Source organism: Ideonella aquatica (assembly GCF_018069755.1).
GTDB lineage: Bacteria > Pseudomonadota > Gammaproteobacteria > Burkholderiales > Burkholderiaceae_C > Ideonella > Ideonella aquatica.
Genome location: NZ_JAGQDE010000010.1, coordinates 93,769 through 113,329, shown reverse-complemented (window position 1 = coordinate 113,329; position 19,561 = coordinate 93,769). Strand labels below are relative to the sequence as shown.

The following is a 19,561-nucleotide window of genomic DNA, read 5'->3' as shown; positions in this document are numbered from 1 at the left end:
CTGTTGAAAGTCCCCCGCCATGCTCGCCTACCGCCACGCCTTCCACGCCGGCAACCACGCCGACGTGCTCAAGCACCTGGTGCTGGTCCAGGTGCTGCGCTACATGGTGGGCAAGGACAAGCCCTTTCGCTACATCGACACCCATGCCGGCGCCGGCGGCTACCAGCTCAAGGGCGCCGTGGCGCAGAAGAAGACCGAGTACCGCGAAGGCATCGGCCGCCTGTGGAGCCGCGCCGACCTGCCGCCGCTGGTGGCCGACTATGTGCAGCTGGTGCAGCGCTTCAACCTGCCGCCCGCCGAGGACGGCCGCCTGCCCGCGCTGGAAAAGGGCATGACGCCGCCGCTGGCGCTCTACCCCGGCTCGCCCAGCCTGGCCAGCCTGCTGCTCACCCCCTTCGACAAGCTGCATCTGTATGAGCTGCACCCGGCCGACGCCCGCACGCTGGCCGCCCACTTCGGTGGCGAGAAGCGCAGCCGGGTGATGCAGGAAGACGGCTTTGCGGCACTGAAGAAGGAGCTGCCGCCCACGCCGCGCCGCGCCGTGGTGCTGATCGACCCCAGCTACGAGACCGTGGGCGACTACAGCCGCGTCGTGGCCAGCCTGCGCGAGGCCGTGCAGCGCTTTGCCGAGGGCGTCTACATGGTCTGGTACCCGCAGGTCAGCCGCGTCGAGGCGGTGCAGCTGCCCAAGCGCCTGACCGGCGTAGCCCCCAAAGGCTGGCTGCATGTGCGCCTGACCGTGGCCCAGCCCGACCAGCAGGGCTTTGGCCTGGCCGGCAGCGGCGTGTTCATCCTGAACCCGCCCTACACGCTGCACCAGCAGCTGGCTGAGCTGATGCCCTGGCTGACCGAGCAACTGGCGCAGTACGACGGCGCCAGCTACCTGATCGAGGAATTGCCGGGCTGACAAGTATCAGTCTCGGCGGCGGCGCGCTGCCTAGAATCCGCGCCGCCATGAGCACCGCCCACCGCCCGATCATCCTGCGCCTGCTGTGGCTGGCGCTGCTGGTGGGCCTGCTGCGGGTGGGCTGGGGGCCGGTGCTGGCGGCGCCCGCCGATCCCTTCTTCGCCGCGGTCTGCCATGCCGGCAACCCGGTCCCGCCCGGGACCGAGCAGCCCCCGAACGCCGGCCACTGCCCGGCCTGCCTGGTCCCGTCCTGGGCCCCGACGCCCTTCGTCGATCCGCGCTGGCAGACGGTGAACGCTGCTGGCGCCGCCGAGCCCCAGCCGCCGATCGTGGCGGCGCCTGTGCCGGCCCGCCGCACAGCGGCGCGCGCCCGCGCCCCGCCGCTCGCCTGAGCGACCGCCGGCCATACCGCCGGCCTCCCCCCTTCGACACCCACCCGCGTGCCGCCCTTCGGCCACGCGGCTGCGCATGCGCGCCTCCACCAGACACCCACCCCCATGACACCCCGACACCTGCTCACCCCGCTGGCCCTGGCCCTGGCGCTGGCCAGCCTCAGCCCCGCCACCCAGGCCGCCGACACGGTCTTTGAACTCGGCCGCATCGACGTCAGCGGCCAGCGCGACGGGCCGCGCGGCGTCCTCAGCTCGGTCGACGTGGTCGGCGGCGACCGCCTGCAGGACGCCAGCGTGCTGGAAACCTGGGCGCTGATGCGCCGCGTGCCCGGCATCCAGCTCACCGAGTTCAACCAGGGCACCACCTCGGGCAAGCTGTCGATGCGCGGCTTCAACGGCGAGGGCGAGGTCAACGCCGTCAAGCTGCTGATCGACGGCATCCCGTCCAACAGCAACGACGGCAACATGCCCTGGATCGACGCGGTCTGGCCGCTGGAGATCGGCCGCCTGACCACCGTGCGCGGCACCAATGACCCGCGCTTCGGCCAGCACCAGATCGCCGGCCATGTCGAGATCGACACCCGCGGCGGCAACTACCTCAGCCACCGCATCGGCGTGGACACGCTGGGCCAGCGCGATGTGCAGATCGCCTGGGGCCGCGACAGCGGCGACTGGCGCAGCAGCCTGTTCGTCGGCTGGCGCGACGGCGAAGGCCAGCGCGAGCACTCGGCCAGCCAGCGCCAGGTGGTGGCGGGCCAGCTGTTCTACCAGCCCGAGGGCCGCGACTGGCGCGTGGGCGTCACCGCGCGCCAGCACGAGGCCGACGCCCAGGAACCCGGCTACCTGACCCTGGCGCAGTCGCGGCAGGACCCGGAACAGTCGCCCGCCCACGTGGCCACCGATGGCGGCACGCGCACGCTGCGCCAGTTCTCGCTGCGCGCCGACGGGCAGCCGGCCACCAACCTGGACTGGCAACTGCTGGCCTGGCGCAACGAGTTCGACGACGCCCGCTTCGTGACCTTCTCGGCCGCGGTCTCGCAGCAGGAGCGCAACACCCTGGAAACCCACCACGGCCTGCGCGCCAGCCTGCGCTGGTCGCCCGCCGTCAGCGGCCTGCACCGGCTGCAGCTGGAAGCCGGTGGTGACATCGAGCTGCAGGACGACGCCAGCCTGCGCTACCTGACCACCTCACGCGCGCGCCAGTCCACCACCCGCGACCAGGCCTGGACCCAGCGCACCCGCGGCCTGTACGCGCAGGCGCTGATCGAGCCCACACCCACGCTGCGCCTGGTGCCGGCGCTGCGCGTGGACCGGCTCAGCGGCGGCTTCACCAATCAGCTCAGCGGCAAGACCTACGAGATCAACGACTACGGCACGATCAGCCAGCCCAAGCTCAGCGCGGTGTGGACGCCGCTGCCGGGCCACAGCCTGTACGCCAACTGGGGCCGCAGCTTCCAGGTCGGCGTGGGCGCGGCGATGTTCAAGATCAGCCGCGTCGACGACCTGGCGCCGTCGATCAACAGCGGCTGGGAGGCCGGCTGGAAGTTCAGCCTGCCCGCCGTGAACGGCCGTCTGGCGCTGTGGCAGCAGACCGCCACCAACGAGGTGATGCGCAAGCTCAACGACCCCAGCAACGACAGCGAGAACATCGGCGCCACACGGCGCCGCGGTATCGACCTGCAGCTGCGCGGCGCGCTGGCATCGCGGGTGGACGGCTGGCTGGGCGTGTCGCGCCAGCAGGCCATCATCGTCACGCCCGACAGCAGCTCGGGCGCGGTGGCCGGCAACGAGCTGGACCATGTGCCGCGCTGGCTCTACAGCGCCGGCGCCGACTGGCAGGCCACCGAGTCGCTGCAGCTGTCGGCCTGGCTGCAGGGCCAGGGCAGCTATGAGCTCAACCGCGCCAACAGCGCCGGCCGCTTTGGCGCCTACACGCTGCTGAACCTGGCGGCGACCTGGCAGGTGGCGCCGCACTGGACGCTGTCGGCCGAGCTGAAGAACCTGGCGGACCGCTACACCGAGTACGTCTGGTTCGACGGCACGCAAAGCCTGCATGCGCCGGGCGCTGGGCGCTCGCTGGCGCTGTCGCTGCTCAGCCGGTTCTGAGCGCATGAGCCGCCACCGCGCCACCTGGCGGCGCTGGCACGGCGGGGTCGGCCTGCTGCTAGGCGGCTGGCTGGCCCTGCTGGGCCTGAGCGGCAGCCTGCTGGTCTTCTACCCGGTGCTGGACGCAGCGCTGAACCCGGCGCTGCGCTGGACGCCGCAGGACGGTTGCGTGCAGCGCTGGCAGCCGGTGCTCGATGCGCTGCGCGCCGCCGAGCCCCAGCGCCCCGGCCCCTGGCGCATTGAGCTGCCCGAGCAGGGCTGCGGCATCGTCCACGCGCGCTACCTGCGCCCGGCCGAGAGCCTGCAGGCGCACTTCCGGCCGCTGGTGCTGCAGCTGCATCCCACGCAGCACACGGTGCTGGCGCGCCGCTTCTGGGGCGACAGCCTGATGACCTGGCTCTACGACCTGCACTACACGCTGCTGCTGGGCCGCGCGGGGCTGTGGCTGGTGGGCGGCATGGGCCTGGTGGGTGCGCTGATGACGCTGGCCGGCCTGCGCCTGTGGTGGCCGGCCACGCCCCACCAGTGGCGCCAGGCCTGGCGCTGCAAGCCCGGCGCGGTGCGCCAGCGCCGCACCTGGGACCGCCACCGTCTGATCGGGCTGTACAGCGCACCGGTGATGCTGGTGCTGGCGCTGACCGGCACGGTGCTGGCCTGGCCCGACTGGATCGAGCCGCTGGTGGCGCGCGTCAGTCCGCCGATGCCGCTGCCGATGGCGCACTCCCAGCCGCTGCCCGGCACGATGATCACGCTGGACCAGGCCCTGGCTGCCGCGCAAGCGCACTTCCCGCAGGCCCAGCCGCGCTGGGTGGACACGCCCGATGGCCCCGAGGGCAGCTACCGCGTGCGCCTGCAGCAGCCCGGCGAGCCCAGCGCGCGCTTCCCCAAGAGCTTCGTGCGCGTTGACGCCTGGAGCGGTGCCGTGCTGGCGGCCCGCGACGCGCGGACCCAACCCGCGGGCGACACGCTGCTGGCCTGGATGCACCCGCTGCACAACGGCGAGGCCTTCGGCCTGGTGGGCCGCTGGGCCGTGCTGCTGTGCGGCCTGGCCTGGCCCTGGCTGGCCTGGAGCGGCTGGCAGCGCTGGCGCGACCGCCATGCCGCTCGCCGGCCGGTCACTCGATGACGAACACCACCGCGGTGCGCGCAGGCACGCTGACCGTGCCGCTGGCGCCCTCCAGCGTGGCCAGCTTGGCGCGCGCATCGGCGGCCTGCGGCGCGCGATGCACCGGATGCAGCTGCCAGCCGCTGGCCTTGAGCGCGTCGGCGCTGAAGGACTGCGTCTCCTTGCCCACGTTGACGAAGTAGGCCAGGCGGCGGAAGTTGGCGCCGGCGTAGCCCTCGCCATCCAGCACGCCGGCCAGCACCGTGGGCACCTGGGCCGAGCCGGTGTTGACAAAGCGCAGCCGGGCCTGGATGTCGTCGGCGCTGCGCAGGCGCAGCAGCGTGGAGCTGGCGCGGATGCGCAGCAGGTCGCGGAAGACATCGCGCGTCCAGCCGATCTCGGTGCCGGTGGGCTTGATCGACGGGTTGGCCAGGCGCGGCTGGATCATGCCCCACTCATTGCCGTTGTCGCGCTGCGGCGGCAGGCCGACGCCGAAGTTGTTGTCGGCGTAGGTCCAGTCCAGGCGGTTGAACCAGTCGCCCGAGTCATAGCTGTTGCGGTCCATCGACTTGCTGCGCAGCGTGTCCACACCGGCGTGGAAGTAGGCCACGCCCTGGGCGAAGGTGTTCAGCGCCGCGCCCAGCATCTGCACGCGGGCGCGGTCCTCGCGCGAGGTGGCCAGCGGCAGCCGGTAGGCGTTGATGTCGAAGAAGGTCTGGTTGTCGTGGTTCTCGAAGTAGTTCACCACCTCCGACGGGTCGGTCACGTAGCCGGCCGGCAGGCCGCCCACGTTGATCTGCTCCAGCGGCAGCGTGGCGTCCCAGTGGGTGGTCAGCGTGTAGCTGCGGATCGAGCCGGCCAGGCCGGCCTTGATCACGTCGCCCAGCCACATCAGGTCGTTGCGCGAGCGGCCGCCGCCCTGGTCGTTCGGGTCGAACCACAGGCCGTTGACATAGCCCTGGTTGGCGACCAGCGCACTGCCGCTGTCGCAGCAGCCGCCGCCGCGCAGCGCGTCGCGCAGCATCGGGTTGAAGGTACCGATGCCGGTGCCGTTCATCGACAGCATCTCGGCCTGCACGAAGCGCGCACCATTGGCCACTTCGCCGAAGTTCCAGCCCTCGCCGATCAGCTGCACCTCGCGGCCGACGACGCTGCGCAGGCGCTCCTTCAGCGCCACCATCACGCTGCGCGGCTGGTGGCCCATCAAATCGAAGCGGAAGCTGCTGACGTGGTAGTCGCGGGCCCAGGTGACGACCGAGTCGATCATCAGCTTGCCCATCATGCGGTTCTCGGTGGCGGTGTTCTCGCAGCAGCTGGAGCGCTCGATGTCACCGCTGGCGTTCAGCCGGTGGTAGTAGCCGGGCACCACGCGGTCCAGCACCGAGCGCTCGTTCTGCCCCGAGGCCGAGGTGTGGTTGTAGACCACGTCCATGCCCACCCGCAGGCCCAGGCCGTTGAGCGCCTGCACCATGCGGCGGAACTCGACGATGCGCGCCGCGCCATCGGACACCCGCGTGGCATAGGCGCCGTCGGGCGTGGTGAAGTGCCAGGGGTCGTAGCCCCAGTTGAAGCAGTCCTGGCCGGCGGTGGCGGCCACCGCGGCCTGCTGGTCGGCCGAGTCCGGCGCACCCGACGGGCTGGGCGTGACGCAGCCGCGCTCGGGCACGCTGGCGATGTCGAAACTGGGCAGCAGGTGCACATCGGTCAGGCCCGCCTGGGCCAGCGCCTGCAGGTGCTTCACGCCGTCAGCGCGCGGGTGGGTGAAGGCCAGGTAGGTACCGCGGTGCGCCGCAGGCACGCTGGTGTCGTTGGCCGAGAAGTCCCGCACATGCAGCTCGTAGATCGACATGTCGGGCGCAGCGGCCACGCGGTCGGGCGGCACGCTGGCGTCCCAGCCGGTGGGCTTGAGCGCGTCGGCGTCCAGCCGCGCCACCAGGCTGCGCCGGCTGTTGGCCGACAGGCCCAGCGAGTAGGGATCGGTCACCAGATTGCGCACCACGCCCACGCCGCGCACGAAGACCTTCACGCCAAAGCGGTAGTAGGTGCCGGAGAGGTCACCGTCGCGGCTGAGCTGCCAGATGCCGGTGGCCGGGTCGAACTGCATGTCCTCGGCGCTACTGGCCGGGCCGTTGCCGTCGGGGTAGCGGAACAGCGCCACCTTCTGCGCGGTGGGCGCCCACAGCTTGAAGGTGGTGCGGCCGCCGCTGACCTGGGCCCCCAGGTCGGTCACGCCCTCGGCGGCGGCATACAGGTCGTCCAGCGCACCGGCCAGCTGCAGCGTGGTGGCGTTCTGCACCTGGCCGGCCTCGTTCTCCTGCACCAGCACCAGCTGCGCCGTGTGCAGGCGCGGCAGGCGGCGCAGGTCGGCGTCGCGCACGCTGAAGACCGCGCCCTTGCCCACCCACTTGAAGCGGGTGGCGGCGTCGGTGGGCACCTGGCCGGTGAAGGCGTCCAGCGCCAGGAAGCCATCCGCCCCGCTGACCGGCTGGTCCAGCGCCACGCTGATCTGGCCGTTCATCGAGTGGTACAGCCGCACGGCGCCAATGGCCTGCACGCGCGGCCACTGGATCAGCTGACGGTTCAGCCACACCGCGCGCGCATCGGTGCTGGACACCGAGCGGGTGTCGGGCTTGGCGACGTAGACGGTGGCGTCTTGCTCGACCAGCCAGACATGGCCCACCTGGCCGGCAATGGTCAGTGCCGCGTAGTCGACACGGATGTTGCTCGAGCGCCCATCCTTGTCGTTCTGGTTGGGCGGCATGCCATGGATGATGAACTCCACGCCGCGTCGGTTGGCGTCATCCTTGGGGTTGAGCACCGGCAGATCGAACACCACCTCGCCGCTGCCGGCGCTGTAGCCGGGCATGCGGTCGAACGCGAGCGGCGCGTTCCAGTCCTCGATCGGCAGGCCCGCCAGGCGCACGGTGTCCAGGCCGCTGCCGTTCCACAGGTGCAGGCCCCAGTCGGCGTAGTCGCCCGCATAGCGCTGGTAGTGCACGCGCACCGTGCTGATGTCGGGCGGGCCCGAGGTGAGCGGGTTGCTCAGGTAGGTGGTGCCGTCGCCCTCCAGGCGCCAGATCTCGTTGGCCTGGCCCTGCACCAGGGTATAGGACTGATCGGCACCGCCGTGGTCCTTCCAATCGCCCTTGTGGAACAGGTAGCCGACCGTGCCGGAGTCGGCACTCAGCGGGATGTCGTAAACGGCGCCGAAGTCATCGCTGCCGCTGGCGTTCCAGCCGTTGTTCCAGCCCGGGTCCTGCGCGGCACCCCAGCTGTGTACCTGCCAGCCGTCGTGGTCGGCGTTGGTGCGGCGGTAGTGGATGCGCAGCGTGGTGGCCGCCGTGGCCGATGTCGCACTGCGGCGCGTGACCGGCACAGCGGAGAGCACCGCCTGTTCGTCGGCGGCGTTCGCATCCGACAGCGAGAGCCGGTCGTCCGAGCCCCCGCAGCCGCTCAGCCCCAGCCCCACGCCCATCAGCGCCAGCAGCAGCACCTGCCGCAGCCACCGTCCCAACGCACCCATCCAGGTCGCCATCTGCGTCTCCTCGTGTTCGCCGGCGCGATCGTATTGAAGTAAAACTACTTCGTTAAGTGCGTAGTTTCCCGGTGAAATCGATCTCACCTCTGGGTAGATCGTGAGGAGTCATGGTTGTATGTACTCAAACTACAAAGGCGAGCTGGCTGGACAATCGCGCCATGAGCGATCTCGCCCGCCTGCACGACCCGATCGTGGCCATCGCCACCGCCCCCGGCCGCGGCGCGGTGGGCATCGTGCGTGCCTCGGGCCGCGACCTGCGGCCGCTGATCGACGCCCTCATCGGCGCGCCGCTGAAGCCCCGCCACGCCCACTACGGCCCGCTGCGCGCGGCCGACGGCAGCGCGATCGACCACGGCCTGGCGCTGCACTTCCCGGCCCCGCACAGCTACACCGGCGAAGACGTGCTGGAGCTGCAGGCCCACGGCGGCCCGGTGGTGCTGCAACTGCTGCTGGCGCGCTGCCTGGAGGCCGGTGCCAGCATCGGCCTGCGCGTGGCCGAGCCCGGCGAGTTCACCCAGCGCGCCTTCCTGAACGACAAGCTCGACCTGGCCCAGGCCGAGGCCGTGGCCGACCTGATCGACGCCAGCACCGAGGCCGCCGCACGCAGCGCCAGCCGCTCGCTGGGCGGCGCCTTCTCACACGAGGTGGACGCCCTGGCCGAACGCATCGTGCGGCTGCGCATGCTGGTCGAAGCCACGCTGGACTTTCCCGAAGAGGAGATTGACTTCCTCGAGAAGGCCGACGCGCGCGGCCAGCTGTCAGCCATCGCCTCCGCGGTGCAGCGCGTGCTGGGCCAGGCGCGCCAGGGCGCGCTGCTGCGTGAGGGCCTGCGCGTGGTGCTGGCCGGCCAGCCCAACGTGGGCAAGAGTTCGCTGCTCAACGCGCTGGCCGGCGCCGAGCTGGCCATCGTCACCCCGATCGCCGGCACCACCCGCGACCGCGTCAGCGAGACCATCCAGATCCAGGGCGTGCCGCTGCACATCACCGACACCGCCGGCCTGCGCGACGACGCCGCTGCCAGCGACGAGGTGGAACGCATCGGCATGGCGCGCAGTTGGGAGTCGATCGCCAGCGCCGACGCCGTGGTCTTCCTGCACGACCTGACCCGCCTGGACGAGCCCGCCTACCAGGCCGCCGACGCGCAGATCAGCGAGCGCCTGCGCCAGGTGGACCCGGCGCGCCTGCTGCAGGTCTACAACAAGGCCGACCGCACGGACGGCTCGGCGCGCGACGGCCTGCTGCTCAGCGCCAAGACCGGCGCCGGCCTGGACGCGCTGCGCCAGGCCCTGCTGGAGCGCGCCGGCTGGCAGGCCGCGCCCGAGGGCGTCTTCATCGCCCGCACCCGCCACGTGCAGGCGCTGCGCCGGTGCGCCGAGCACCTGGCGCTGGCCACCGAGCACGCCGCCCAGGCCGATGCCCAGCTCGACCTGTTCGCTGAAGAGCTGCGCCTGGCGCACCAGGCGCTGCAGCAAATCACCGGACGCTTCAGTGCGGATGACTTGCTGGGGGAGATCTTCAGCCGGTTTTGCATCGGCAAGTGAGCGCTGCCCTCACAGGCGAGCGATCTTCGCGTCGCTGACCACCTGGGTCCATTTCTGCAGCTCGGCCGCGACCATCGCCGTCATCTCCTGCGGCGTGCTGCTGCGCGCTTCGCCACCCATCTCGGCCAGGCGCTGGCTGACCGTGGCGATCTGCAGCGCGCGCTGGGTTTCGGCCTGCAGGCGCTCGACCACCGCGGCCGGCGTGCCGGCTGGCAGCATCCAGCCGGCCCAGGAACGGACGTCGTAGCCAGCCACGCCCTGCTCGGCCACGGTGGGCACTTCGGGCATGCCGGGCCAGCGCTGTGCGCCGGTGACCGCCAGCGCCCGCAGCTTGCCGGCCTTGATGTGGCCCAGCACCGCGGTGGGCGGGGCGATGACCATGGGCAGGTCGCCCGCGAGCAGGCTGGTCACCGAGGCCGCATCGCCCTTGTAGGGGATGTGCAGCAACCGGGCGCCCGACATCCGGGAGAGCAGTTCGCCGGCCAGGTGGTGCGTCGAGCCGACACCCGCACTGCCGTAGGCCACGTTCTCGGGCTTCGCGCGCGCGGCCTCCAGCAGCTCGGTCAGGCTGCGCAGCTTGGACTCGGCCTGGGTGACGATCAGGAACGGGAAGAAGGTGATCGTCGAGACCATCTGGAAGCTGCCCACCGTCTGGTAGGGCAGCTTGTCGTAGAGCGCGCCGGCCACGGCGTGGCCCCCGGTGGCCAGCAGCAGCGTGTGGCCGTCCGGTGCGGCCCGCGCCACGGCGGCCGAGGCCAGCGTGCCGCCCGCGCCGGCTATCGCCTCGACCACCAGCGGCTGGCCCAGGCCCTTGGCCATCTCGGCACCGACAACCCGCGCGATCGTGTCGGCGTTGCCGCCCGGCGCAAAGCCCTGCACGACGCGGATCGGGCGCTCGGGCCAGCCGGCCGCGCGCGCACCGGGCAGGGCGAGCGCGGCGCTGCCGGCCAGGGACTGGAGGATGAACTGTCGGCGTTGCATGGTGTCTCCTGCGTGTGGTGGTGGAACGGGGTCCGGCCTCAGCGACCGAAACCGATGGCGGCGGCGAGTTCGGCCAGGTGCCTCAGGGCGCCGGGGACGCTCGCCGCGGTGGCGTAGACCTGGTGGTCAGGCCGGACGATGGCGAAGCGCGCGCCCAGGCCACGCAGCCAATCGACCAGCAGGGACTGCTCCTCGGCGATCAACAGCCCCGGCTCGGCCGGCGCGCTGTCGACCGCCGGGTCGATGAGGCGCAGCAGGCGGCCTTGCAGCGGCGAGAGTGCTTCCTCGAAGGCCCTGACGTCGGCAGGCGTGAGGGCGTCGTCGCCAGCCAGCACACGCACGCCGCCACCGCCCACATCGTCCAGCCAGCCCGTGTCACCGTCGGGCACGCTGCGCACGCGCGGCTGCGGAAACAGGCTGCCCGCGCCGGGGCTGCCGGCGGCGATCAGGCCGGCTGACAGATCGGGCAGCATCGATTGGCGCACGGTGGTGGGCACGGTGCCGCCGTGTTCGGCCAGCAGGCGCGCGTCGCGCTCGGCGGCCTTCACCGGGTCGCGTTCGCAGATCACGCGGCCCAGCGCCATTGCCGCGCGGGTGGTGGCCACCACATGCGGGCGGCGCTCGGTCTCGTAGCTGTCGAGCAGGGCCTCTGGCGCGCTGTAGCGCAGCACGCGTTCCAGCTTCCAGGCGAGGTTGGCGGCGTCGCGCAGGCCCTGCACCATGCCCTGGGCCATGAAGGGCGGCGTCATGTGCGCCGCGTCGCCCGCCAGCAGGATGCGGCCGGCGCGCCAGCGCTGCGCGACCAGACCGTGGAAGCGGTAGGCCGCGGCGCGCCACAGCGTGGCCTCGCCCGGGCGGATCCAGCGGGCCAGCAGCGGCCACAGCGTCTCTTCGGGCCACTGCTCGTGCAGCGGCTCGCCGGGCAGCAGCATCAGCTCCCAGCGACGGTGGGTGCCCGGGCCGACGACGAAGGTGCTGGGCCGCGCGGGTTCGCAGTACTGCACCTGGGTCTGCGGCAGCTCGGCCAGCTTGTCCGGCCGCACATGGGCATCGACCACCAGCCAGGGCTCGTCGAACTGCAGGTCCTCCAGCGTGATGCCCAGCCGCTTGCGCACCGGGCTGGCGCCGCCATCGCAGGCCACGGCATAGGCCGCGGTCCAGGTGCTGGTGTGGCCGGTGGCGTCGCGCACCGTGGCCGTGACACCGCCGCCCGCGTCGTCCAGCGTGAGCACCTCATGCGCCAGGCCGATGTGCACGTTCTCCTGGGCGGCCAGGTGCTGGCGCAGCACCCGCTCCACCGCCGGCTGGTCGAAGACCCAGTTCGGCGCCCAGCCCAGCTGGTGCGGGGGTGGCGCCATGTCCAGCCGCTTGATCAGTTGCCCGCTGACGCCGCGGTACTCGCTGGGGCGGTAGGGCGCGATGTGCGGCGCCAGCGCCTCAGCCAGGCCCAGCGATTGCCAGATGCGCAGCGCCTCGTGGTCCAGCCCGATCGCCCGCGGCAGCGGGTACAGGTCGGGCAGGCGATCAAACACCGCCACGCGCAGGCCACGCCGGGCCAGCAAGCCGGCCAGCGTGGCACCGGTGGGCCCCAGGCCGATGACCAGCACATCGGCGTGCCGCGATGCAGCGAACGACGTCACCTCAGAGCGCTCGCTGGCGGGCCTCGAAGCGCGCGGCCCACTCGGCCTGCGGCATGAAGGTGGGGTCGGCCTTGGCGATGCGCTCGGTCTCGGCCCAGATCTCCTCGTCCGGACGGTCCAGATCCAGCGGATCGCCGTGCGGCTGCGTCACATACCAAGGCGTGTCGAGGTAGACCTCCAGCGTGTTGCCCTCGGGGTCCAGGCAGTAGATCGACAGCGCGTTGGCATGGTTCAGGCCGCGCATCCCGGTGGCGCCCTTGTCCAGCGCGCGCCGGCGCGCTTCGCGCAGCGCGTCAATCGTGTCGACCTTGAACGAGACCTGCATGATCGTGCTGGCCGAGCCGGCCGGCCGGTTCTGCGCCAGCGCCACCTGGTGGTGCTGGTCCGAGCGCGCGCTCATGAAGGCCAGCGGGTAGGGGAAGGTGAAGCCCACGCCGCGGTCGGTGAGCTGCAGGTCGAACACCGAGGTGTAGAAGTCGATCATCCGCTCGATGTCGAAGCAGGCGATGCCCATGTGGGCGAGACGGGGCGCGTAGGACGTGGGCATCGGGGCCTCCGGGAGAACGGTGTCAGGGAACGAGGACGAGCTTGCCGAGCACGTCGCCGCGGTCGAGCAGCTCATGGGCCTGGCGCACCTGGGCCATCGGCAGCGACAGCGTGGGCGGTGCCTTCACCCGGCCGGCGGCCATCAAGGCGATGGCCTCCTCGAGCAGAGCGCGGCGCTGCGCCGGCAGCTCGTCGTAGGTGTGCATCGAGAAGGTGCGCAGCGCCAGGCTGCGGCCCAGCAGCGCACGCATCTCCTTCAGCGTCTCGCGCTGAGGAAAGCCCAGCACCAGGTTGTAGGACACCAGCATGCCCATCGGCGCCAGCGCATGCAGGCCGGCGGTGAGCCACTCGCCGCCCAGGTGGTCGAAGGCCATGTCGACGCCGCGGCCACCGGTCAGCGCACGCACGTCGTCGGCCAGCGCGGCGGGGTCGGCGGCGACGATCGCCTCGGCGCCGTTGTCCAGCGCGAAGCGGCGCTTGGCCTCGCCGCGCGCGGTGCCGAAGACGCGGGCGCCTTTGGCGCGCGCCACCTGGGTGAGCGCCGAGCCGACGCCTCCGGCGGCGCCGGGAATCAGCACGCTGCCTACCGGGGCACCGCCCGCACACTGCATCAGCGCCAGTGCCAGCTGCACGTTGGGCAGGCTGGCCGCATCGGCCGGTGCGATGCGCTCGGGCAACACGAAGGGCGCGCTGGCCGGCACGCAGATCGCCTCGGCATAGCAGCCACCGCGCTGCGGCAGCTCGCGCGCACTCACCAGCACGCGCTGGCCCAGAAGTTCGCGCGGTGCGCCATCGCCCAGCGCCTCGACGATGCCCACCAGCTCGGCGCCGGGCACGGCCGGCAGCGGCGGCATCCACTTGTAGGTGCCCTGGCGGATCAGCACGTCGGGACGGCCGACGCCGATGACCTCGGCACGCACCCGCACCTCGCCGGGCGCCGGCACGGGCGTGGGCAGGTCCTCGACCACCAGCGCCTCGGGGCCGCCGGGGGTGTGCACACGGATCGCGCGCATCGTGCCCGCGTCAGCGCTGGCCATCGTGCACCGAGACCTGCGCCTTGGTCAGGCCGCCCAGGCGCGCGTGCACACGCCCGCCGGTGCCCATGACCAGAGCAAAGAGGATCTCGTCGGGTCGCGGGGCGTCCTGGATGCCGATCTCCATGGTGTTGAAGTGGCTGCGCACATAGCAGGCATGGATGTAGTGCAGCGGCACCATCAGCCGGTAGCCGGTGGCCGCCACGGCCTTGGCCGCGGGCACGATCGCCTTGGGCTGGCCCAGCACCTCGCGCATCGCCCAGCCGCCGGCCTCGTGCCAGACGGCCGCATGCTCGAGCTCACCATTGACGCCGACGATGGCGGCCTTGCTGTAGACCTCGACCTGGTCGCGCCCCAGGGTCTCGACCAGCTCGGTGGCCAGCAGCGTGCCGAGGGAACGCAACTCGGCCATGAAGGGCAGCAGGTCTTCTTCGTAGCGGCCGGCGTAGGGGTTGCGGATCACCGCGCAGGCAGCGGCCAGCTTCAGCGGCACCGCGGCCTGTGGCCCGCCCTCGTGGTGGATGGTCTCGATGGTCAGGCTGCGTTTGCGGATCTCGATCAGCGACATGGTGGCGTCCTTGGTGCGGGCCGCTCAGGCCTGGTCGACGATCGGGTTGCGCAGGGTGCCGATGGCCTCGATCTCGACCTCGCACACATCGCCGTGTTTCATGAAGCGCTGCGGCTTGCGCGACCAGCCCACGCCGGCCGGCGTGCCGGTGATGATCACGTCGCCCGGCACCAGCGTGAAGATGGTGGACGCGTAGGCGATCAGCCGCGGGATCGGGAAGATCATGTGGCCGGTGTGGCTGGACTGGATGGTCTCGCCGTTGAGCCGCGTCTCCAGCTTCAGCTGGCGGCCCGGCGCGATCTCGTCGGCGGTGACCATCCAGGGCCCGAAGCCGCCGGTGGACTCGAAGTTCTTGCCCGAGGCGATCTGCTTGGCGTGGAACTGCCACTCGCGCACGCTGCCGTCGTTGTAGACGCTGTAGCCGGCCACATGGTCCCAGGCCTGGGCCTCGGGGATGTCGCGCCCGCCGCGGCCAATGATCACCGCCAGCTCGCCCTCCCAGTCCAGGCTCTCGGACACCCGGGGCCGCACGATGGGCGCCTCGTGCGCGGTCTGCGAGCGCCAGACGCGCAGGAAGATCGGCGGAAAGTCGGACAGCTCGCGTTGCATGCCGGCGGCCAGCACCTCCTGGTGGTGGTCCATGTAGTTGCGCACCGCGCAGACGATCTTCTCCGGCCGCGGAATCACCGGCAGGTAGTGCAGCCCGGCCAGCGGCCGCTCGGCCTGCAGGCCGGCCACCAGCGCGTCGCGCCGCTCCCAGGCCGGGCTGCCGACGAACTCGGCCAGCGTCGCGCAGCCGCTGCGCTGCGCCAGCGAGGCGACGCCGTCGCCCAGAACCACACCCCAGTCTTCATGGTTCCCGTTCAGGTAGGACAACAGCTTCATCTTGGCTCCTGCCGGTCAACGGACCGCGTTGTCCACAACTCTATTTTTTATGCACAAAAGCATCCATGAGCACAAACCCGCGGTGAGGGCGAAACGACCTGGACGACAATCCGGCCATGAGCGAGGAGCCCAGCGACAGCGCCGCCTCCCTGGCGGAGCGCGCCTACCGCGACCTGCGCCGCGCCATCGTGCGTGGCGAGTTCGAGGCTGGTGCGCGCCTGCGCGTCGAGGACCTGACCCGGCGCTTTGCCGTCAGCAGCAGCCCGATCCGGGAGGCACTGAACCGGCTGTCGGGGCAGGGTCTGGTGCGCATGCTCGAGAACCGCGGCTTTCGCGTCGCGCCGCTCACCGCCGAAGGCGTCAGCGACCTGGCGCGGGTGCGTCAGTTGGTGGAGTGCGAGGCACTGCGCGACGCGATCGCCCATGGCGACGATGCCTGGGAAGCCCAGGCCGTCGCCGCGGCGCACGCGCTGGCGCTGGCCGAGCGGCGCATGGGTCAGGAGGCTCGTCCGCTGGACGACGACTGGTCAGCCCGCCACCGCGCCTTCCACATGAGCCTGTACGCCGCCTGCACCTCGCCGCTGCTGCTGGACCTGGCCGACGTGCTGTTCGACAACGCCGAGCGCTACCGGCGCTGGGCCGCGCGCCACCGCACGCAGCCCCGGCGCAAGCACGACGAGCACCAGCAGTTGCTGGGTGCGGTGGTCGCACGCGATGCTGCGAAGGCGGTGGCCCTGCTGCAGACGCACATCTCACGCACCGAGCAGCTCGTCGCTGCTGCGCTGCACGGCATCGGGACGGCCGATCGGCAGTGAGGCGCCGGGGGTGGCGTCACCCTCGTCCCCGCGCTGCCAGCGCCACCCGGTAGAACCACTCCGCCGAGCCATCCCGGTTGATGCCCAGCAGCGCGCCGCAACGCGCCCAGCCCAGGCGCTGGAACAGCGTCTGCATCGGCGCACACCAGTCCTCCGTCGACGACAGCAGCCAGCGGCCGCGCGCCTGCTGCTGCACCGCCTGCAGTAGCGACGTGGCGTGGCCCTGGCGGCGGGCCTCGGGGCGCACGCACAGGTAGGCCAGGAAGGGCTGACCGAGCAGGCCGCGCGGCGTCCATGAGGCATAGCCGGCCACTTGACCGGTGCCATCCAGCGCGACCAGGCAGGTGGCGGCGGCCACCTCGGCGGCGCGGTCGCCGTTGAAGGCGTCGAAGGCGGCGATGGCGGCCAGATCGCCCGGCTGCGCCAAACGGATGCGGATGCGCTCTGCCTCACCCGCCGGCGGCTCGCCGTGGGTCAGCTCATAGACATGGCTCTTCGCGCCCAGGCGGCTGACCCACACGCCCGGCGCGGGCGCTCCGGGGGCATGGCGCTGCGCGTCGTCCCAGGGGCGGCCGGTGAGCTCGCCGCTCAGCGGGTCATGCATCGACCAGCCCAGCATGGGGTGGCGACGCAAGCTGAGCTCGGGCCGGTCCTCCCGGGCGAAGGTGTCGGGGTCAACGCGGCGGAAGCGGTAGACCAAGCCATCGAGCGGACGGCGCAGCGTGAGGCAGGCGGTGAAGGCGGCGGGATCGGTGGGCATGGCCCAGTATGCGGTGGATGACCTGACCCGGGTCAAGCCCCGCACCGCCGTCGGCCGCGGACGGTCACCACCGGACCGACCAACGGCGAACCTGGGGGGATGGAAGGCAGCGCGGTCGATGGACGCGGGCCCGTCGCTCTGGATAATCGACGGGTCGGTCGGCCCGCGGCGAGGGCGGGGTCGACCCATGGATGGGAGAGACTCGGGTGAACATCGACAAGCTGAGTGAACTGGTGTTGTCGCTGAACGCGGATGACGCGCTTCGGCTGCGGTTCAACAAGGACGAGTGGCGGATGCTGGGCAGTTTTCTGCAGCAGCACACGCTGCGCGCGGGCGACGTGGTGATCCGCTACCAGGACATGGACCGCGCGCTGTACCTGCTGGAGTCGGGCACGCTGCAGGTCTATGTGCCCGATGGCGGGCCGGTGCGCCGGCCGGTAGCCATCCTGCGTCCGGGCGCGGTGGTCGGTGAACCCAGCCTGTTCGGCGACACGCCGCGCATGGCCCAGGTCGAGGCGATGAGCGCCGTCACGGTGTGGGCGCTCACCCGCAACCGCTTTGAAGAAATGTCCGCGCGTCAGCCGGAGCTGGCGCTGGAGTTCCTGCGCGCCTGCGGTGCCGTGATGGCCGAGCGCATGCGCCTGAACCTGGAGCGCGGGCTGCCGGTGGCCTGAGGCCGGCGAACAACTCAGCCCAGCAGCTTCTTCTCGGCCACGGCCAGCGCCTCGGGCAGGCCCGAGAGCACCAGCGTGTCGCCGGCGTGCAGCACCAGCGCGTCGTCGGGCTCAAGCACCCGGCCGCCGGCCTGGCGCACCGAAGCCACATTGACCTCCAGCACCGCCAGCGCCTGATCGCCCAGCGTGCTGCCCAGGCACTTCGCGCCGGGCGGCAGCGTCACGCTGTGCAGCCGGGCCTGCTGCAGCTCTTCCACCGTGTCGTCGTCGGCGCCATGGAAGTAGCCGCGCAGCAGGCCGTAGCGCGCATCGCGGGCGTCGCGCGTCAGGCGGATCACGCGGCGCATCGGCACGCCCACCAGCGCCAGTGCGTGGCTGGCCAGCATCAGCGAGCCCTCGATGGCCTCGGGCACCACGCCGGTGGCGCCGGCCTCGCGCAGCTTTTCAAGATCGCTGTCGTCGATGGTGCGCACCACCACCGGCACCTTGGGCGCGTGGGTGCCCACCAGGTGCAGGATCTTCAGCGCCGAGGGCGTGTCGGGGTAGGTCACCACCACCGCGGCGGCGCGCGCCAGGCCGGCGGCCATCAGGCTTTGCAGGCGCGCGGCGTCGCCAAAGACCACGCTCTGGCCGGCGGCGGCGGCCTGACGCACGCGGTCGGGGTCGAGGTCCAGCGCCATGTAGGGGATCTGCTCCAGCGCCAGCATGCGCGCCAGGTTCTGGCCGCTGCGGCCGTAGCCGCAGATGATCACGTGGCTCTCGGTGCGGATGGCCTTCTTGGCGATGGTGGTCAGCGCCACCGACTGCATCATCCAGTCGTTGGCCGACAGGCGCATCACAATGCGGTCGCTGTGCATGATCACGAAGGGCGTGGCCAGCATCGACAGCACCATGGCCGCCAGCACCGGGCTCTGCCACTGCGCGGCGATCAGTTGCTGCTCGGCGCCGAGCGTCAGCAGCACGAAGCCGAACTCGCCGGCCTGCGCCAGGTACAGGCCGGTGCGGATGGCCACCCCCGGCGCCGAGCCGAAGCCGCGCGCCAGCAGCGCCACCAGCACCGCCTTGGCGATCACCGGGCCCATCGTCAGCAGCAGCACCAGCAGCCACTGGTCGGCCACCGGGCGCCAGTCGAGCTTCATGCCGATGGTGATGAAGAACAGGCCCAGCAGCACGTCGTGGAAGGGGCGGATGTCGGTCTCGACCTGGTGCTTGTACTCGGTCTCGGCCACCAGCATGCCGGCCACAAAGGCGCCCAGCGCCAGGCTCAGGCCGGCGTGCTCGGTCAGCCAGGCCAGGCCCAGCGTGATCAGCAGCAGGTTCAGGACAAACAGCTCCTCGCTCTTGCGCCGCGCCACCAGCGTCAGCCACCAGCGCATCACGCGCTGGCCACCCACCAGCAGCAGGGTCAGCAGCACGCCAGCCTTGAGCACCGCCAGGCCCATGGCGCGGGCCATGTCCTGACCACTGTCGCCCAGCGCCGGGATCAGCACCAGCAGCGGCACCACCGCCAGATCCTGGAACAGCAGCACGCCCATCACGCGCTTGCCGTGCTCGCTCTCCAGCTCCAGCCGCTCGGCCATCATCTTCACGACGATGGCGGTGGACGACATCGCCACCGCGCTGCCCAGCACCAGCGCACCGGGCCAGTCCAGCTCCCAGGCCACGCCGACCATCGCGAAGCCCCACGCCAGCAGCACATTGCCGATGACCGCGCCCAGCATGGTCAGCGCCACCTGCCACAGACCCAGACCGAAGACCAGCTTGCGCATGCTGCGCAGCTTGGGCAGGTTGAACTCCAGCCCGATCACGAACATCAGAAAGACCACGCCAAACTCGGCCAGGTACTTCACACCGGCCGAGTCCCGGGCCAACGCCAGCGCGTTGGGCCCGATCAGGACGCCCACGGCCAGGTAGCCCAGCATCGGTGGCAGACGCAGCGAGCGGCACGCCACCACACCGGCAACGGCAGCGATCAGGTACAGCAGGACGACTTCGAGGGTGGTGGCCATTGACGGCGGGTTGTGGGCAGACGCCTAGAATCAAGCGCATTGTCGCCCGGAGCCCGTGCC

16 protein-coding genes are annotated in these 19,561 nt (G+C 71.5%); 7 read left to right on the top strand and 9 right to left on the bottom strand.

Translation table 11 applies throughout. From position 1 onward, the window contains the following. Positions 1 to 19 precede the first annotated feature (19 nt). The 4 genes from KAK06_RS12890 (at position 20) to KAK06_RS12875 (ending at position 4,531) form a co-directional block, all read left to right on the top strand. Complete coding sequence (locus KAK06_RS12890; protein ID WP_210802518.1) at positions 20 to 907, top strand: 23S rRNA (adenine(2030)-N(6))-methyltransferase RlmJ; 888 nt, start codon at positions 20 to 22, stop codon at positions 905 to 907. A gap of 47 nt (positions 908 to 954) precedes the next feature. Beyond that, entirely contained in the window at positions 955 to 1,299 is a 345-nt protein-coding gene (locus KAK06_RS12885) for a hypothetical protein (protein ID WP_210802517.1), read from the top strand. Between the two features lie 105 nt (positions 1,300 to 1,404). After that, positions 1,405 to 3,405 carry a TonB-dependent receptor gene (locus KAK06_RS12880; protein WP_210802516.1) on the top strand — a complete coding sequence of 667 codons (2,001 nt, stop codon included), beginning with the start codon at positions 1,405 to 1,407 and terminating at the stop codon, positions 3,403 to 3,405. Between the two features lie 4 nt (positions 3,406 to 3,409). Next, on the top strand, positions 3,410 to 4,531 hold the full coding sequence (locus KAK06_RS12875) for a PepSY-associated TM helix domain-containing protein (protein WP_210802515.1): 1,122 nt from the start codon (positions 3,410 to 3,412) through the stop codon (positions 4,529 to 4,531). Here the strand turns inward: KAK06_RS12875 and KAK06_RS12870 are convergent. Next, on the bottom strand, positions 4,521 to 8,045 hold the full coding sequence (locus tag KAK06_RS12870) for an alpha-1,6-glucosidase domain-containing protein (protein ID WP_210802514.1): 3,525 nt from the start codon (positions 8,043 to 8,045) through the stop codon (positions 4,521 to 4,523). The genes KAK06_RS12875 and KAK06_RS12870 overlap by 11 nt on opposite strands. A 161-nt stretch (positions 8,046 to 8,206) precedes the next feature. On the opposite strand from KAK06_RS12870, the gene mnmE reads away from it, so the two are divergent. After that, a complete protein-coding gene (gene mnmE / locus KAK06_RS12865; protein WP_210802513.1) occupies positions 8,207 to 9,589 on the top strand; it encodes a tRNA uridine-5-carboxymethylaminomethyl(34) synthesis GTPase MnmE in 1,383 nt (460 codons plus the stop codon). A 9-nt stretch (positions 9,590 to 9,598) separates the two neighbouring features. Here mnmE and KAK06_RS12860 read toward each other — a convergent pair whose 3' ends face one another. From KAK06_RS12860 to KAK06_RS12835, 6 genes are read right to left on the bottom strand one after another with little or no spacing between them, the layout of a single operon-like run. Then, entirely contained in the window at positions 9,599 to 10,570 is a 972-nt protein-coding gene (locus tag KAK06_RS12860) for a Bug family tripartite tricarboxylate transporter substrate binding protein (RefSeq protein ID WP_210802512.1), read from the bottom strand. Positions 10,571 to 10,608: 38 nt separating this feature from the next. Next, on the bottom strand, positions 10,609 to 12,210 hold the full coding sequence (locus KAK06_RS12855; RefSeq protein ID WP_210802511.1) for a bifunctional 3-(3-hydroxy-phenyl)propionate/3-hydroxycinnamic acid hydroxylase: 1,602 nt from the start codon (positions 12,208 to 12,210) through the stop codon (positions 10,609 to 10,611). Position 12,211: 1 nt separating this feature from the next. Further along, positions 12,212 to 12,757 carry a VOC family protein gene (locus KAK06_RS12850; RefSeq protein ID WP_210802510.1) on the bottom strand — a complete coding sequence of 182 codons (546 nt, stop codon included), beginning with the start codon at positions 12,755 to 12,757 and terminating at the stop codon, positions 12,212 to 12,214. A gap of 22 nt (positions 12,758 to 12,779) precedes the next feature. Then, on the bottom strand, positions 12,780 to 13,793 hold the full coding sequence (locus KAK06_RS12845) for a zinc-dependent alcohol dehydrogenase family protein (protein ID WP_247652833.1): 1,014 nt from the start codon (positions 13,791 to 13,793) through the stop codon (positions 12,780 to 12,782). Next, positions 13,780 to 14,358 (bottom strand): amino acid synthesis family protein, encoded by a 579-nt coding sequence (locus KAK06_RS12840; RefSeq protein ID WP_210802509.1) that lies wholly within the window; start codon positions 14,356 to 14,358, stop codon positions 13,780 to 13,782. The genes KAK06_RS12845 and KAK06_RS12840 overlap by 14 nt, the downstream gene beginning before the upstream one ends. A gap of 24 nt (positions 14,359 to 14,382) precedes the next feature. Continuing rightward, positions 14,383 to 15,243, bottom strand: a complete 861-nt coding sequence (locus tag KAK06_RS12835) for a fumarylacetoacetate hydrolase family protein (protein ID WP_210802508.1) — start codon at positions 15,241 to 15,243, stop codon at positions 14,383 to 14,385. Between the two features lie 116 nt (positions 15,244 to 15,359). On the opposite strand from KAK06_RS12835, the gene KAK06_RS12830 reads away from it, so the two are divergent. Then, positions 15,360 to 16,058 carry a GntR family transcriptional regulator gene (locus tag KAK06_RS12830; RefSeq protein ID WP_210802507.1) on the top strand — a complete coding sequence of 233 codons (699 nt, stop codon included), beginning with the start codon at positions 15,360 to 15,362 and terminating at the stop codon, positions 16,056 to 16,058. A 16-nt stretch (positions 16,059 to 16,074) separates the two neighbouring features. Here the strand turns inward: KAK06_RS12830 and KAK06_RS12825 are convergent, their stop codons facing one another. Further along, positions 16,075 to 16,818 (bottom strand): GNAT family N-acetyltransferase, encoded by a 744-nt coding sequence (locus KAK06_RS12825; protein WP_210802506.1) that lies wholly within the window; start codon positions 16,816 to 16,818, stop codon positions 16,075 to 16,077. 206 nt (positions 16,819 to 17,024) lie between these two features. On the opposite strand from KAK06_RS12825, the gene KAK06_RS12820 reads away from it, so the two are divergent. Beyond that, positions 17,025 to 17,492, top strand: coding sequence for a cyclic nucleotide-binding domain-containing protein (locus tag KAK06_RS12820; RefSeq protein ID WP_210802505.1), 468 nt, complete (start codon positions 17,025 to 17,027; stop codon positions 17,490 to 17,492). Positions 17,493 to 17,506: 14 nt separating this feature from the next. Here KAK06_RS12820 and KAK06_RS12815 read toward each other — a convergent pair whose 3' ends face one another. Then, positions 17,507 to 19,501 (bottom strand): monovalent cation:proton antiporter-2 (CPA2) family protein, encoded by a 1,995-nt coding sequence (locus tag KAK06_RS12815; protein WP_210802504.1) that lies wholly within the window; start codon positions 19,499 to 19,501, stop codon positions 17,507 to 17,509. Positions 19,502 to 19,561 lie beyond the last annotated feature (60 nt).

Excerpts from the sequence above, each read along its gene's own strand:
- KAK06_RS12840 (WP_210802509.1), bottom strand. The coding sequence starts at position 14,358 with ATGTCGCTGATCGAGATCCGCAAACGCAGCCTGACCATCGAGACCATC.
- KAK06_RS12830 (WP_210802507.1), top strand. The coding sequence starts at position 15,360 with ATGAGCGAGGAGCCCAGCGACAGCGCCGCCTCCCTGGCGGAGCGCGCC.
- KAK06_RS12815 (WP_210802504.1), bottom strand. The coding sequence starts at position 19,501 with ATGGCCACCACCCTCGAAGTCGTCCTGCTGTACCTGATCGCTGCCGTT.
- KAK06_RS12825 (WP_210802506.1), bottom strand. The coding sequence starts at position 16,818 with ATGCCCACCGATCCCGCCGCCTTCACCGCCTGCCTCACGCTGCGCCGT.
- KAK06_RS12875 (WP_210802515.1), top strand. The coding sequence starts at position 3,410 with ATGAGCCGCCACCGCGCCACCTGGCGGCGCTGGCACGGCGGGGTCGGC.
- KAK06_RS12860 (WP_210802512.1), bottom strand. The coding sequence starts at position 10,570 with ATGCAACGCCGACAGTTCATCCTCCAGTCCCTGGCCGGCAGCGCCGCG.
- KAK06_RS12845 (WP_247652833.1), bottom strand. The coding sequence starts at position 13,793 with ATGGCCAGCGCTGACGCGGGCACGATGCGCGCGATCCGTGTGCACACC.
- KAK06_RS12835 (WP_210802508.1), bottom strand. The coding sequence starts at position 15,243 with ATGAAGCTGTTGTCCTACCTGAACGGGAACCATGAAGACTGGGGTGTG.
- KAK06_RS12850 (WP_210802510.1), bottom strand. The coding sequence starts at position 12,757 with ATGCCCACGTCCTACGCGCCCCGTCTCGCCCACATGGGCATCGCCTGC.
- KAK06_RS12880 (WP_210802516.1), top strand. The coding sequence starts at position 1,405 with ATGACACCCCGACACCTGCTCACCCCGCTGGCCCTGGCCCTGGCGCTG.
- KAK06_RS12885 (WP_210802517.1), top strand. The coding sequence starts at position 955 with ATGAGCACCGCCCACCGCCCGATCATCCTGCGCCTGCTGTGGCTGGCG.
- KAK06_RS12870 (WP_210802514.1), bottom strand. The coding sequence starts at position 8,045 with ATGGCGACCTGGATGGGTGCGTTGGGACGGTGGCTGCGGCAGGTGCTG.
- mnmE (WP_210802513.1), top strand. The coding sequence starts at position 8,207 with ATGAGCGATCTCGCCCGCCTGCACGACCCGATCGTGGCCATCGCCACC.
- KAK06_RS12890 (WP_210802518.1), top strand. The coding sequence starts at position 20 with ATGCTCGCCTACCGCCACGCCTTCCACGCCGGCAACCACGCCGACGTG.